Below are 16186 nucleotides of genomic sequence, written 5' to 3' on the forward strand. Positions count from 1 at the left end.
GTTCATGGCGAACGAGGAACGACTGCGCGACTACCTGAAGCGGACGACGGCGGACCTCCTGCGCGCCAGGGCCGCCCTGGAACGGGCCGAGCAGGCCGCCAGGGAGCCGCTGGCGATCACCGCGGCGGCCTGCCGGTACCCGGGCGGGGTCCGCTCGCCGGAGGACCTGTGGCGGCTCGTGGCGGCCGGGACCGACGCGATCAGCCCGTTCCCCGCCGACCGGGGCTGGCCGCTGGACGACCTGGTGCACCCCGACCCCGACCACGAGGGCACCAGCTACGCGGCCGAAGGCGGGTTCCTGCACGGCGCCGCCGACTTCGACCCCGAGCCCTTCGGGATCAGCCCGCGCGAGGCACTCAGCATCGACCCGCAACAGCGCCTCCTTCTGCTCACCGCCTGGGAGGCGTTCGAGCGGGCGGGCCTGGACCCGCGCGCCCTCGCGGGCGAGTCCATCGGCGTCTTCGCCGGGATCATGTACGCCGACTACGGGTCGCGCCACGTCCGCGCCCCCGAGGGCTTCGAAGGGCACATCGGCACGGGCAGCGCCGCCAGCATCGCCTCCGGACGCGTCGCCTACACCTTCGGCCTGGAGGGCCCGGCCGTGTCCGTGGACACCGCCTGCTCCTCCTCGCTCGTCGCCCTGCACTACGCGGCGCAGGCGGTGCGGCGCGGCGACTGCCGGATGGCGCTGGCGGGCGGCGCGACGGTGATGGCGACGCCTTCGACGTTCATCGAGTTCTCCCGCCAGCGCGGCCTTTCCCCGGACGGCCGGTGCAAGGCGTACGCGGCGGCGGCCGACGGCACCGGATGGGCGGAGGGCGCGGGGCTCGTCCTGGTGGAGCGGCTGTCGGACGCGTTGGAGGCGGGCCGTCCCGTCCTCGCCGTCCTGCGCGGCAGCGCGGTCAACTCCGACGGCGCGAGCAGCACCCTCTCGGCCCCGAACGGCTCGGCGCAGCGGCGGGTCATCCGGGCCGCGCTGGAAGACGCCGGGCTCACCCCGGACGACGTGGACGTGATCGAGGGCCACGGCACCGGGACGGCCCTGGGCGATCCGATCGAGGCGAACGCCCTTCTCGACGTCTACGGGAAGGCACGTCCCTCCGACGACCCGGTGTGGCTCGGCTCCCTGAAGTCCAACATCGGGCACACCCAGGCGGCGGCGGGCGTCGGCGGCGTCATCAAGATGGCGCAGGCGATCCGGCACGGCCTGCTGCCCGCGAGCCTGCACCTCGCCGAGCCGTCCCCGCACGTCGACTGGGCGTCCGGCGGCCTCGCCCCGCTCGCCGAGGCGCGCCCGTGGCCCGAGCGGGAGCGGCCGCGCCGCGCCGCGGTCTCGTCGTTCGGCATCAGCGGCACCAACGCGCACGTGATCATCGAGGCGCCGCCGGTGCCCGTCCCGCGCGCGTCGGCCGACGCGCCGGGCCAGACCGTCTGGCTGGTGTCCGGGCAGAGCCGCGAGGCGCTGCGCGCCCAGGCCGCTCGCCTCCGCGACGCCGTCGCCGCGCGCCCTGAGACGGCCCCTGCGGACGTCGCGCACACGCTGCGCGCCGGACGGGCCCCGCTGCCCGCCCGCGCCGTCGTCGTCGGATCTGACGCCGCCGAGCTGCTGCGCGGGCTGGACGCCGTCGCCGCCGGGCTGCCGTCGCCGCGCACCGCCACCGGCGAGGCGGGCCCGCCCGAGCGTCCGGTGTTCGTGTTCCCCGGCCAGGGCGCGCAGTGGGCGGGCATGGCCGCCGACCTCTACGCGACGTCCGAGGCGTTCCGCGCCGCCTTCGACAGGTGCGCCGACGCGCTCCGCCCCCACCTCGCCGACGACGCGCCCGACCTGCGCGACGCCGTGGGCGACGCGGCCGCGTTGGAGCGGGTGGACGTGGTGCAGCCCGCGCTGTTCGCGGTGATGGTCTCGCTGGCGGAGGTGTGGCGCTCCCTGGGCGTCGTGCCTTCGGCCGTCGTGGGCCACTCCCAGGGCGAGATCGCCGCCGCGTGCGTCGCGGGCGCGCTCACCCTGGCGGACGCCGCCGCCCTCGTCGCGGGCCGGGCCCGTGCCGTCGCGCGGCTGTCGGGCAGCGGCGCGATGGCGTCGGTGGCGCTGCCTGCGGGCGAGGCGGCGCGACGCGCGGGGAAGGGCGTGTGGGTGGCGGCGCTCAACGGCCCCGCCCAGACGGTGGTGTCCGGCGAGGCCGAGGCGGTCGCCGCCTACGTCGCCGCGTGCGAGGCCGAAGGGATCAGGGCCCGCCTCGTGCCCGTGGACTACGCCTCGCACGCCCCGACCGTGGAGCCCCTGCGCGCGGATCTGACGGAGCGGTTCGCGGGGCTCTCCCCGCAGGCGGGGCAGGTGCCCTTCCACTCGACCGTCACGGCGGGCCGCCTCGACGGGTCCGCCCTGGACGCCGCGTACTGGTACCGCAACCTGCGCGAGCCGGTACGGCTCACCGACACCGTGCGGGGGCTGATCGCCGACGGGCACCGCGTCTTCCTGGAGGTGAGCCCGCACCCCGTGCTCGTCCCCGCGCTGCTGGACACCGCCGAGGAGGTGGGCGCGCCCGCCGTCGCGACGGGCACGCTCCGGCGCGACGACGGCGGTCTCGGCCGGGTCCTCACCGCCGCCGGCGACCTGCACGCGGCGGGCGTCCCGGTCGACTGGGAGCCGTTCACCTCCGGCGCGCTCACCGACCTGCCCACCTACGCCTTCCAGGAGCGCAGGTTCTGGCTCGACACCGCCGACGCCGCCGGGCATCCGCTGCTCGGCCCGGCGGTGGAGGCGGCGGGCGGGCAGGGCACCCTGTTCACCGGCGCGCTCCCCGGCGGCTGGCCACGACGGCACACCCTGGACGGCCGTGCCTTCCTGCCCGGAAGCGCGCTCGCCGAACTCGCGTTGGCGGCGGGCGCCCGCCTGGGCCTGCCCGTGCTGGCCGAACTCGTCTTCCTCGCCCCGCTCGACCTCCCCGACGGCCCCGTCACCCTGCAGACGGGTGTCACGCAGGACGGAAGGGTCACCCTGCACGGCAGGCACGGCCAAGGCCCGTGGAAGACCCTCGCCACAGGCGCCCTCGCCGAGGACGACGGCTCCGATCCGCCGCCGTTCCCCGACGCCGTCTGGCCGCCCGAAGACGCCGAACCCGTCGACGTCGAAGGCGCCTACGCCGAACTGGAAGCGCTCGGCGTCACCTACGGGCCCGGCCTGCGCGCCGTCCGCGCCCTGTGGCGGGACGCCGAGGGCCTCACCGCCGAACTCGCCCTGGACGCGCCCGGCGGCGGCCACGAACTCCACCCGGCCCTCCTCGACGGGGCCGTCCAGGCGCTCCTCCTCGCGGGCGACCGCACCCGGCTCACCCCCTTCACCTGGCGCGACCTCCGCCTCCACACCCCGCCCGGCACCCCCGTCCTCCGCGTCCGCCTCACCCCGGCCGGAGCGGACCGGGACGCCGAGTACGGCGTCGTCGCCGCCGACGAGGTCGGGAGCGTCGTGTTCGAGGCGGCGGCCGTCGTCCTCAGGCCGCTCGACGCGACGGCCGAGGGCGCGCCGGAGCCGTCGGCGGCAGCCGCGCCGGTGCGGCCCGTGGCGCGCGCCTCCGCCCACCGGGGCGACAGCCTGGAGACGGTGCGCCGCGCCGTCGCCGCGATCCTCGGGCACGGGTCGGCCCGGTCGGTGCGGCCCGACCGGCCGTTCCGCGACCTCGGGCTCGACTCGCTGCTCGCGGTGCGGCTGCGCGACCACCTTGGCCGCCTCACCGGCCGGAAGCTGCCCGGCACCGTCGTGTTCGACCACCCGACGCCGCGCGCGCTCGCCCGGCACCTCGACGGCCTGACCCGCGAGGACGAGACCCGGGCGCGGGCCCGCGCCGACGACGAGGACCCCGTGGCGGTCGTCGCGATGGCCTGCCGGTACCCCGGCGGCGCGGACACCCCCGAGGCCCTCTGGGAGCTGCTCAGGGACGGCCGCGACGCGGTCGGCCCGTTCCCCGAGGACCGCGGCTGGGACCTCGCCGCGCTCTTCGACGACGACCCCGACCACCCGGCGACGTCCTACGTCCGGCGCGGCGGGTTCCTCTACGACGCCGCCGACTTCGACGCCGACTTCTTCGAGATGAACCCCCGCGAGGCCAGGGCCGCCGACCCGCAACAGCGACTCCTCCTGGAGACGTCCTACGAGGCGTTCCAGCGCGCGGGCATCGACCCGCCCGCGCTGCGCGGCTCACGGACCGGCGTGTACGTCGGCCTCATCTACACCGAGTACGGCGGCCGCGCCCAGGACGACCCGCGTGAGCACGGCGGCTACCTCGGCACCGGCAGCGCGGGCAGCGTCGCGTCCGGCCGGATCGCCTACACGTTCGGCCTGGAAGGCCCTGCCGTCACGGTGGACACCGCGTGCTCCTCCTCCCTGGTCGCGCTGCACCTGGCGGCGCAGGGGCTGCGGCGCGGCGAGTGCGACCTGGCGCTCGTGGGCGGCGCGACGGTCATGGCGACGCCCCAGACGTTCGTGGAGTTCAGCCGCCAGCGCGGCCTGTCTCCGGACGGCCTGTGCCGCGCCTTCTCCGACGACGCGGACGGCACCGGCTTCAGCGAGGGCGTCGGCCTCCTCCTCGTGGAGCGGCTCTCCGACGCCCGCCGCCACGGCCACCCCGTCCTCGCCGTGCTGCGGGGCAGCGCCGTCACCCAGGACGGCGCGAGCAACGGCCTCACCGCGCCGAACGGGCCCGCGCAGGAACGCGCGGTCAAGGAGGCGCTCGCGGACGCCGGGCTGTCTCCGGCCGACGTGGACGCGGTGGAGGCGCACGGCACCGCGACCCGCCTGGGCGACCCGGTGGAGGCCGAGGCGCTCCTCAACACCTACGGGGCCGCGCGCGGGGACGGCCCGCCGCTCCTGCTCGGCTCCCTCAAGTCGAACATCGGCCACACCCAGGCGGCGGCGGGCGTCGGCGGCGTCATCAAGATGGTCCAGGCGCTCCGGCACGGCCTGCTGCCACGCACCCTGCACGTCACCGAGCCGACGGGCCATGTCGACTGGTCGCGCGGCGGCGTCTCCCTCCTCACCGCGAACACCCCGTGGCCCGCGACGTCCCGTCCGCGCCGCTTCGGCGTCTCCGCGTTCGGCATGAGCGGCACCAACGCCCACGTCCTCTTCGAGGAGCCCCCGGCCGTCGAGGGCGACGACGCGGCGCGCGCCGAGATCGAGCCGGTGGTGCTCGTGCTGTCGGCGAAATCCGAATGGTCGCTGAAGGAGGACGCGCGAAGGCTGCGCGACTACCTGGAGCGGCACCCCGACGTCCCGTTGGGCGATGTCGCCGCGGAGGTCGCGAGGACGCGCGGCGCCTACCCGCACCGGGCGGTCGTCGTGGCCGAGAGGCGGGAGGAGGCCCTCGAAGGGCTGGCCGCCGTGGCCGACGGCCTGCCTTCCGCGTACGCGGTGGCCGGGCACGCCGGGCGGACCGAGAGGTCGCCGGTGTTCCTCTACCCCGGCCAGGGCACGCAGTGGCGGGGCATGGCGGTCCGGCTGCTCGACGAGTCGCCGGTGTTCGCGGCGCGGATCGCCGAGTGCGCCGCCGCCCTCGACCCGGTGACGGGCTGGTCGCTGCGCGACGTGCTGCGCGGCGACGGCGACCTGTCCCGGGTGGACGTGGTCCAGCCGGTGCTGTGGGCCGTCATGACGGGCCTGACGGCGCTGTGGGAGTCCCTCGGGGTGCGCCCCGACGCCGTCATCGGGCACTCCCAGGGCGAGATCGCGGCGTCCGTCCCGGCGGGCGCGCTGACCCTCGCGGAGGCGGCGGCCGTGGTCGCGCTGCGGGCGCGGGCGCTGGTGCCGCTGGCCGGGACGGGCGCGATGCTGTCGGTCGCGGCCCCCGCCGACGCGCTCGGCGACCTCGGCGACGGCGTGTCCGTCGCCGCCGTGAACGGGCCCGACTCCACGGTCGTCGCCGGGGAGACGGCCGCCGTGCACCGCCTGCTCGACGCGCTCACCGAACGCGGCGTCAGGGCGCGCCTCATAGACGTGGACTACGCCTCCCACTCCGCGCAGGTCGAACCCCTGGAGGGCGAGATCCTGGCGGCGCTACCCGACCCCGGCCCCTACACCGAGGGCCCTGTACGCGTCTTCTCCACCGTCACCGGAGAGCCCGCGGGCGAGGACTTCGCCAGCGCCGCGTACTGGTACCGGAACCTGCGCCGTCCCGTCCTGCTCGCCGACGCCGTCCGCGCCGCCCTGGAGGCGGGCCACGACGCCGTGGTGGAGGTCGCCCCGCACTCGGTGCTGCGGCTGCCGCTCCAGGAGGCCCTGGAGGACGCCGAGGCCGTCGCGGTCGGCACGCTGCGCCGCGACGAGGGCGGCCTCGCCCGGTTCCTGCTGTCGGCCGCCGAGGCGTGGACCCAGGGCGTCGACGTCGCCTGGACCGCGCACACCGGCCGCGCCCGCGCCGCGCTCCCCGCGCTGCCCGCCTACGCCTTCGACCGCCGCCGCCACTGGCTGGACGCGGCACGTCCGCGCGGCGCCGCCGCGCCGGGCGTCAGGCCCGCCGCGCACCCGTTCGCGCCCGGCGTGGTCCGGCCCGCCGGGACCGACGGGCTGCTCCTGCTCGGCCGTCTGTCCGCCGCCGACCATCCGTGGCTGGCCGACCACGCCGTCAACGGCACGGCCCTGCTCCCGGGCGCGGCCTTCGCCGACCTGGCGGCGTTCGCGGGCGGGCTCGCCGAGACGCCCCACGTCAGCGAACTCCTCCTGCGCCGGCCGCTCCCCGTCGCCGCCCCCGTGGACCTCCAGGTGACGGTCGGCGCCCCCGAGGAGGACGGCGCCCGCACCGTCACCGTGCACTCCCGCCCGGCCGACGCCCCCCTCGCCGACCCCTGGACCCCGCACGCCGAAGCCACCCTCACCGCCCCCGCCACGACCGGCCAAGACGCCCTCCCGGCCTCCTGGCCGCCCGAGGGGGCCGAGGAGATCGACGTCCACGGCCACTACGACACGCTCGCTCTGCGCGGCTACGGGTACGGCCCCGCCTTCCGCGGCCTCCAACGTGCGTGGAGGCGGGACGGCGAGGTGTTCGCCGAGATAGCCCCGCCCGAGCCCACCGGTTTCACCGTCGCCCCGACCGTCCTGGACGCCGCCTTGCACGCGGTGTCCCTCGCCGGGGTCTTCCCCGACGACGGAGCCGTCCGCCTCCCGTTCGTCTGGCGCGGCTTCACCGTCCACGGCAGGCCGGGCGCGGGCCCCCTGCGCGTCCGGCTGCGCAGGACGGAAGCGGGCGTCTCCGTCGCGCTCACGACCGAGCACGGGGAGCCGGTGGCCGACGTCGCGGAGGTCGCGTTCCGCGAGGCCGTCGCCGACGTCGCGGACTCCCTGTTCCGGATCCGCTGGGAGGCCGCCAAGACCGGCGTCCGCCCCCGCCCGGAGGCCCTCACCGTCATCGACGTGCCCGCGACGGCCCCGCAGGACGTCCCCGCCGCCGTCCGCGACACCGCCCTCGACGTCATCGCGAGGCTCCGCGACGGCCTCACCGGAGACGACCTCCTCGTCGTCCGTACCTCCGGCGCGGTCGAGGCGGTCGAAGGCGAGGGCGTGCCTTCCCTCGCCGGAGCCGCCGTCTGGGGCCTGGCCCGCTCGGTCCGCGCCGAGGAGCCGGGCCGCGTCGTCCTCGTCGACACCGACACCCCGGACGACGAAGCCCTCCTGGACGCCCTGACGTCCGGCGAGGAGGAGATCGCCCTACGCGGCGGACGGGTCCTCGTCCCTCGCCTCGCCCCCTGGGAGCCGGGCCCGCGCACCCCGGAGCAGGACTGGCGCCTCGAGGTGGACGAGGGTGAACTCGTCCCGCGCCCGCTGCCCGACCGGCCGCTCGCCGCGCACGAGGTGCGCGTCGCCGTCCGCGCCTCGGGCCTCAACTTCCGCGACGCGATGCTCGTCACCGGCATGTACCCGGGCGCCGCGCAGCCCGGCACCGAGGGCGCGGGCGTGATCCTGGAGACGGGCGCGGGCGTCACCGCCCTGCGCCCGGGGGACCGGGTCATGGGCCTCATCCCCGGCGGGATCGGCCCGGTCGCCGTCACCGACCACCGCCTCCTGACGCCCATCCCTGACGGCCTCACCTTCGCCGAGGCCGCCACGATCCCCGCGGTGTTCCTCACCGCCTACTACGCCCTGTACGACCTCGCCCAGGCCCAACGGGGAGAACGCCTCCTGGTGCACTCGGCCGCCGGCGGTGTCGGCGGCGCCGCCCTCCAGCTCGCCGAACACCTCGGCCTTGAGGTGTTCGGCACCGCGAGCCCCGGCAAGCAGGCGGGCGTGGCGCTGCCGCCGGAGCGGCTGTCCAGCTCCCGCGACCTGTCTTTCGCCGAGGACGCGCGGGCCGCCCTGGGCGGTGTCGACATCGTCCTCAACTCCCTCGCGGGCCCCTTTGTGGACGCGTCGCTGAGCCTGCTCGGCCCCGGCGGCCGCTTCCTGGAGATGGGCAAGACCGACATCCGCGACGAGCTGCCCGACGGCGTCGCCTACCACGCGTTCGACCTCAACGAGGCGGGTCCGCAGCGGATCGGCGAGATGCTCGCGGAACTGGTCGCCCTGTTCGAGGCGGGTGTGCTCCGGCCGCTGCGCGTCACCGCCTGGGACGTCGCCCGCGCCGGGACGGCCGTCCGCCACCTGGGCCTGGCCCGGCACACCGGCAAGGTCGCGCTCCGCCTCCCGGCCCCGCTCGACCCCGAGGGCGTCGTCGTCGTGACGGGCGGCGCGGGCGGTGTCGGCAGCCTCGTCGTCCGGCACCTGGTCCGCGCGCACGGCGTCCGCAGGCTGCTCCTGCTCAGCCGCTCCGGCGCGCTCCCCGACCTGGACGACGCCCCCGGCCCGGGGGCGGCCGCTCCCGACGAAGTCGGGGTCGCGAAGCGGCCGTTCTCCGGGCCCATCGAGCACGGCCTGGGGGCGGCCGCTCCCGACGAAGTCGGGGTCGCGAAGCGGCCGTTCTCCGGGCCCATCGAGCACGGCCTGGGGGCGGCCGCTCCCGACGAAGTCGGGGTCGCGAAGCGGCCGTCCTCCGGGCCCATCGAGCACGGCTTGGAGATCACCGCCAAGGCCGTGGACGTCGCGGACGCCGCCGCTTTGAAGTCCGTCCTGGACGGTCTGGACAGGCCCGTCACGGGTGTCTTCCACGCGGCGGGAGTCCTCGACGACGCCACCCTCGCCAACCTCACCCCGGACCGGCTCGCCGCCGTCCTGCGCCCGAAGGTGGACGGCGCCTGGAACCTGCACGCGCTCACCGCCCGCCACGACCCCGCCGCGTTTGTGCTGTTCTCCTCGGCCGCCGGGATCGTCGGCGGCCCCGGACAGGCCGCCTACGCCGCCGCGAACGTCTTCCTGGACGCGCTCGCCGTCGCCCGCGCCCGAAGCGGCCTCGCGGCGACGTCCGTCGCGTGGGGCCTGTGGCGCTCGGACAGCACCATGCTCGCCGACCTCAGCGCCACCGACGAGGCCCGGCTGACCCGCTCGGGCCTGCTGCCGCTCGCGCCCGACCACGGCCTCGCCCTGCTCGACGCGGCGCTGCGGTCCGGCGACCCCGACCTCGCCGCGATCCGGCTCGACCCGGCCCGGCTGTCCGCCGACGCCGCGCCGCCGCTGCGCTCCCTGGCCAGGCCCGCCGCCGCCCGTCCGGCCGCGACGCGGACGGCGGAGGAGGCGCTGGCGGAGCGGGTCGCCGCCGCGGCCCCGGAGCGGCGCCGCGACCTCATCGCCGGGACGGTCTTCCAGCACGTCCAGGCGGTGCTGGGCCGCGCGCCCGGCGAGCGCGTCGAGGAGGGCCGCAGCTTCCGCGAGCTGGGCTTCGACTCGCTGACGGCGGTCGAACTGCGCAACCGGCTCGGCCGGGCCGCCGGAGTGCGGCTGCCCGCCACCGTCGTGTTCGACCATCCCACCCCGGCCGCGCTCGCCGACCACCTCCTGGGGCTGCTGGCCCCGCGCGAGGAGGCCGACGAGGTCGCGGAACTCCTGGCCTTCATCGACTCCGAGCTGCGACCTTAGGGGAAGCCATGGCCGACGAGAAGAAACTCGTGGAGTACCTGCGCTGGACGACCGAGGAGCTGGCCAGGGTAAAACGGCGGCTGGCCGAGCTGGACGACGCGGGCCCGGTCGCGGTCGTCGCGGCGGCCTGCCGGTTCCCGGGCGGCGTCGCCACCCCGGAGGACCTGTGGCGGGCCCTCGCGGGCGGCGTGGACGCGGTGGGTCCGCCGCCGGAGGGACGTGGCTGGGAGGGCGACGCCCCCGGCGGGTTCCTCCAAGACGCCGGAGGGTTCGACGCCGCCTTCTTCGGGATCTCCCCGCGCGAGGCGGTCGCGATGGACCCCCAGCAGCGGCAGCTCCTCGAAGTCTCCTGGGAGGCGCTGGAGCGCGCCGGTATCGTCCCCGGCAGCCTGCGCGGTAGCCGGACGGGCGTCTTCACCGGTGTCATCTACCAGGACTACGCGCCGCCCGTGGAAGCCGTCCCCCCGGAGCTGGAGGGCTACTTCATGACGGGCAACGCCGCCAGCGTCGCCTCCGGCAGGATCGCCTACACGCTCGGCCTCGAAGGCCCCGCCTTGACGATCGACACGGCGTGCTCGTCCTCGCTGGTCGCCCTGCACCTGGCGGCGGAGTCGCTGCGCAGGGGTGAGTGCGACCTGGCGCTCGCGGGCGGCGTCACCGTGATGGCGACGTCGCGGGTCTTCGTCGAGTTCGGCCTCCAGGGCGGCCTGGCCGCTGACGGCAGGTGCAAGGCGTTCGCGGCGGGCGCGGACGGCACCGGGTTCGGTGAGGGCGCGGGCGTGCTCGTGCTGGAGCGCCTGGCCGACGCGCGCAGGCTCGGCCACCCGGTGCTGGGCGTGCTCCGGGGCTCGGCCGTCAACTCCGACGGCGCCAGCAACGGGCTGACGGCGCCCAGCGGCACCGCGCAGCGCAAGGTCATCGAGGCCGCGTTGCGCGCCGCCGACCTGCGCCCGGAGGACGTGGACGCGGTCGAGGCGCACGGCACCGGCACCGCGCTGGGCGACCCGATCGAGGCGGGCGCGCTCATCGCCGCCTACGGCGACCGTCCGGCCGGGACGCCGCCCCTGCGCCTCGGCTCGGTCAAGTCGAACCTGGGCCACACCCAGGCGGCGGCGGGCGTCGCCGGGGTCATCAAGCTGCTGGAGGCGCTCCGCCACGAGACGCTCCCGCCGACCCTGCACGCCGACGCGCCCTCCCCGCTGGTGGACTGGCCCGAGTCCGTCGCCCTGCTCACCGAGCCCTCACCGTGGCCGCGCGCCGAAGGCAGGCCGCGCCGCGCCGCCGTCTCCTCCTTCGGCATCAGCGGCACCAACGCCCACGTCATCCTGGAGGAGCCCCCACGCGAAGAGGAGGCGGCGCCGCCCACCTCCCCGCAAGGCACCCTCCCTTGGGTGCTCACCGGACGCACCGAGGCGGCGGTGCGCAGGCAGGCGGCCCGGCTGCGCGACACCGCGCTCGGCGGGGCCGACCCGCTGCGGGTCGCCCGCACGCTCGCCACCGCCCGCACCGCGTTCCGGCACCGCGCGGTGGTGCCCGGCGGCGACGTGCCCGCCCTGGACGCGCTGGCCGGGGCGTCCTCGGCCGTCACGACCGCGCGGGACGTCCCGAAGGTCGCGTTCGTGTACAGCGGCCAGGGCACCCAGCGCGCCGCGATGGGCGCCGCCCTCGCCGCCCGCCACCCGGTGTTCGCCGAAGCCTTCGCCGCCGCCGCCGCGGCGGTGGACGCGGCGCGCGGCGACGGCACCCGCCTGCGCGACGTCGTCGCGGCGGGCGGCGCGGCGCTGGACCGCACCGAGTTCACCCAGCCCGCCCTGTTCGCCTTCCAGACGGCGCTGGCCCGGCTCGCCGAGAGCTGGGGCGTGCGGGCCGAGGCGCATCTCGGCCACTCGATCGGCGAGATCGCCGCCGCGCACGTCTCCGGCGCGCTGTCCCTCGCCGACGCGGCACGGCTCGTCGTCGCCCGCGCCCGCGCCATGCAGGACGCGCGCGGCGGCGGCGCGATGGCCGCGCTGCGCGCCACCGGGGAGGAGGTCGCCGCCGCCCTCGCGGTGACGGACGGGGTCGAGGTCGCCGCCGTGAACGGCCCCCGCTCCACCGTCGTCTCCGGCGACGCGGCAGCCGTCCGCGCCCTGGCCGCCGCCTTCCGCGCGAGGGGCGCCCGTACCAAGACCCTCAAGGTCAGCCACGCCTTCCACTCCGCGCACATGGACGGCGCGCTCACGCCGCTCCGCGAGGCCGCCGCCGCGCTGACGCCGACCGAGCCCGAAGGGCTCCTCGTCACCGGCGTCACCGGCGCGCCCGTCGGCGCGGCCGACCTGACGCCGGACCACTGGGCCGCGCAGGTCCGCGCCCCGGTCCTGTTCCACGCGGGCGTGCGCGCCCTCCTGGAGGCGGGCGTGACCCTGTTCGTCGAGATCGGCCCCGACGCCACGATGAGCGCCATGGTCGCCGACAGCCTCGCCGGGACGGGCGGCCGCGCCGCGCCGCTCCCGCTGGTCCGGCATCCGGCGGACGAGGCGGGCAGCGCCGCGCTCGGCGCGGCGGAGGCGTTCGCGCACGGCGTCCCCGTCGTGTGGGACGCGCTGCTCGGCGACGGCCCGGCCGCCGACCCGGCCCGTGTCCCCACCTACCCGTTCGAGCACGAGCACTACTGGCTCGTCCCCGACGCCGTCTCGCCCGTCCGGGGCCGCGACCGCGACCTGTGGGACGCGGTGGACACGCTCGACCCCGGCAGGTTCGCCGCGCTCGTCGGCGGTGTGCCCGTCCCGGACGAGGCGGTCGCCGAGGTGCTCGCCGCGCTCCGCCGCTTCCGCCGGGAGGCCGTGCCCGTCGTCCCCGAGACGCCCCGCGCGCCCGTCGTCTCCCCGTTCGCGGGCGTCCCGGCCGACGAGCGGCACGGTGTCGCGGTGCGGCTGGTGCTGACGGCCGTCGCGGAGACGCTCGGCCACACCGAGATCGCCCCCGACGCCGACCTCACCGAGGTCGGCATCACCTCGCTCGGCGCGGTCCGGATCGCCGAGCGGCTGAGCCGTGAGCTGGGCGTGGAGGTCGGCGCGGGCGCGGTGCTCGACCACCGCACCGCCGACGCCCTCGCCGCCCTCCTGACCGATCTGACGCCCGCCGGGACGGCCCAGGCCGAGACGGCGAGGGCGGGCCGGTGAGCGCGCGGGAGCGGCTCCGGTCGCTGCACAAGGACGGCCTCCTGGAGACGCACTACCACGAGGTCGCCGGGCTGCTCGCCGAGATGGCGCCGGAGGACGCCGCCCGGTCGGCCCGCCTCCTCACCAAGGTCAACGCGCCCGCCGCCCGCGCCGCCAACCCCGCGCTGCCCGCCGTGACGGTGGCGCTCACCGGAGGCGGCCTGCTGGAGGCGCTGCGCACCGCGCTCACCGGGCGGCTGGCCCGCCACGGCTACGTCCCCGAGGTGACGCTGGGCGACTTCGGCACCTACGCCTTCGACCTCGACGACCCGGGCAGCCCCCTGTACGCGGCCCGCCCCCACGTCACCGTCTGCGTGCTCGACCCCACGACGGTCTTCGACGAGGTGCCCATCCCGTTCACCCCGGAGGACGTAGGCGGCGTCCTCCAGGAGAAGCTCGCGCTGTGGCGGCGTCTGGCCGAGCGCTTCACCGCGCACGGCGACGGCGTCCTGGTGTTCAACACGGTGCCGCTGCCGCGCGTCGAGCACGCCCAGATCCTCGACTATCCGGGGCGGGCGCGCCTGGGCGCGCTGTGGCGCGAGGCCAACGCCGCGCTGCTGCGCCTGGGCGAGGAGTTCCCGAAGGTCGTGGTCCTCGACCTCGATCCGCTGCTCACCGGCCCCGAGCACCTGACGGACCCGCGCTTCGCCGTCTACGCGGGCGCGCACCTGTCCGACGCGCTCCAGACGGCGTACGCGCACGAACTCGCCCATCTGGTGCGGGCCAGGACGGGCCGCGCCAAGAAGGTGCTCGCGCTGGACCTGGACGAGACGCTGTGGGGCGGCGTCCTGGGCGACGACGGCGTGGACGGCATCGAGGTCGCGCACACCGGCCGGGGCCCGGCGTTCCACCGGTTCCAGGGCGTCGTCCGCCAGCTCCAGGCGCAGGGCGTGCTGCTGGCCGTGGTCAGCAAGAACGACCAGGAGACGGTGCTCGCCGCGCTGCGCGACCACCCGGACCTGCGGGTCCGCGAGGAGCACTTCGCCGCGGTCCTGGCCGCCTGGCACCCCAAACCGGAGAGCCTCAGAACCCTCGCGAAAGCCCTCAACCTGGGCGCCGACGCGATCGTGTTCGCCGACGACAACGCCTCGGAGTGCGCCGCGGTGGCCGCCGAGATCCCTGAGACGACGGTCCTGCACCTGTCCGGGGATCCGGCCCTGCACACCGAGACCCTGCTCGCCGAGGGCTGGTTCACCGCCGCGTCCCTCACCGACGAGGACAGGGCGCGCACCCGCCTCTACCGCGAGGAGACGGTGCGGTCGAAGTTCCTGGACGCGGCGGGTTCGGCCGCCGACTTCCTCGTGGGCCTGGAGGTCGCGGTGACGCTCGCGCCCGCCGCCCCCGCCGAGATCGCCCGCCTCGCCCAGCTCACCCTGCGCACCAACCAGTTCAACCTGACGACCGAGCGCCTCGCCGAGGCCGACGTCGCGGCCCGCGCCGCCGACCCGCGAGCCCGCGTCCTGGCCGTCACCACCGCCGACAGGTTCGGAGGCAACGGGATCGTCGGCGCCGTCTTCCTCCGCGCCGAACCGGACGCGCTCCGGGTCGAGAACGTCCTGTTGAGCTGCCGTGTCTTCGCGCGCGGCATCGAGCAGGCGGTGCTGGCGACGGTCCTGGCGGCGGCCCGCGACGCCGGGTTCCCCGAGGTCAGGGCCGACTACCGCCCGACGGCCAAGAACGCCAAGGTCCGCGACCTCTACCCGCACTACGGCTTCGCGGTCGCCGGGACCCCGCCGGACGGCTCCGTCAGGCACGCGCACGCCCTCAGGGAGGTGCCCGACGTGCCGGGACACCTGACCCTCACCGCGGCGCCCGACCTGGTGCCCGCTCCGTTGACAACCTGAGGATCCCTCGACCTAGACTTGGCGTGTTCTTTAAGGTGAGGATGCCTCAGGATGACCTGGGGCGGGAAGAAAGGGCGGTACGCGTGCACCTCTCGGTCCACGACACGGTTCCGGTATGGCGCGGCGACACCGGCGGGGACGCCCTCCGCCGGACGATCGACCTCGCGCGCGCGGTGGAGGGCTTCGGCTACCGCCGCCACTGGGTCGCCGAACACCACAGCACCCCGGCGCTGGCCACGTCCGCGCCCGCGGTGCTCGCCGGGCCGATCCTCGCGGCCACCTCGACCCTCACGGTCGGCTCCGGCGCCGTGCTGCTGCCCAACCACGCGCCCTACGCGGTCGCGGAGCAGTTCGGCGTGCTGGCCTCGCTCTACCCCGGCCGGGTCGACCTCGGCCTCGGCCGGGCGACGGGCGGCTCCCCGCAGGCGTCGGCGCGGCTCGGCGACCCCAGGCACGGCGAGTTCGGCGGCCAGATCGCCGAACTGCGCGCCTACTTCTCCGGCGGCGACGGCGGCGTCCGCGCCGTGCCCGAGCCGGAGATCCCGCCGCGGCTGTGGCTGGTCGGCTCCAGCGCGTCCAGCGCGGCCGCCGCCGGACGCCTCGGCCTGCCCTACGTCTACGCCCACGCGATCGTCGGCGGCGGCGCCCCCGAGGCGCTGGACGCCTACCGGGCCGCGTTCCGGCCGTCCGCCGACCTCGCCGAGCCCTACGCGTCCGTCGCCGTCATCGCGGTCGTCAACGACGAGGACGAGCGCGCGCACCGCCTCGCGAACGCGTTCGTGCTCGGCCAGATCCTCATGCGCACGGTCGACCCGAACACCCTGCTGCCGACCGAGGAGGAGGCCGCCGCGCACCGGTTCACCCGGTCGGAGGAAGTGTTCCTGCGGCAGCGGATCGACCCGCAGTTCGTCGGCTCGCCCGCGTCCGTCGCGCCCCGCCTGGACGCGCTGCTGCGCCGCACCCGCCCCGACGAGCTGTTCGTGCTCACCCAGGTTCCCGACCACACGGCGCGGGTCCGCTCCTACGAACTGCTCGCGAAGGTCGTCTCGTCCCTCTGATCCGCGCATCATGCGTCCCTGGGCGGCGCGTTCAGCCGCGCTTTAGCGGCCACCGGCACTGTGTGCGGGAACCACAGACCGCCCTCGGAC

At 76.7% G+C, this 16186-nt stretch carries 3 protein-coding genes and 1 pseudogene; all 4 read left to right on the forward strand.

The window, feature by feature from the left end; translation table 11 throughout:
• Window positions 1–4: 4 nt before the first annotated feature.
• Window positions 5–9994, forward strand: a pseudogene (locus tag LO762_RS20705) (type I polyketide synthase); the annotation flags it as partial.
• Window positions 9995–10002: 8 nt separating this feature from the next.
• Window positions 10003–13155 carry a beta-ketoacyl synthase N-terminal-like domain-containing protein gene (locus LO762_RS33580; protein ID WP_308104259.1) on the forward strand — a complete coding sequence of 1051 codons (3153 nt, stop codon included), beginning with the start codon at window positions 10003–10005 and terminating at the stop codon, window positions 13153–13155.
• Window positions 13152–15038, forward strand: coding sequence for an HAD family hydrolase (locus LO762_RS20720; RefSeq protein ID WP_230617506.1), 1887 nt, complete (start codon window positions 13152–13154; stop codon window positions 15036–15038). Before LO762_RS33580 ends, LO762_RS20720 begins: the two co-directional genes overlap by 4 nt.
• Before the next feature lie 83 nt (window positions 15039–15121).
• Window positions 15122–16096: an LLM class flavin-dependent oxidoreductase gene (locus LO762_RS20725; RefSeq protein WP_230617507.1), complete on the forward strand. Its 975-nt coding sequence runs from the start codon at window positions 15122–15124 to the stop codon at window positions 16094–16096.
• The last annotated feature ends 90 nt before the right edge of the window (window positions 16097–16186 follow it).

This window comes from Actinocorallia sp. API 0066 (assembly GCF_020991275.1).
Classification (GTDB): Bacteria; Actinomycetota; Actinomycetes; order Streptosporangiales; family Streptosporangiaceae; genus Actinocorallia.

Excerpts from the sequence above, each read along its gene's own strand:
- LO762_RS33580 (WP_308104259.1), top strand. The coding sequence starts at position 10,003 with ATGGCCGACGAGAAGAAACTCGTGGAGTACCTGCGCTGGACGACCGAG.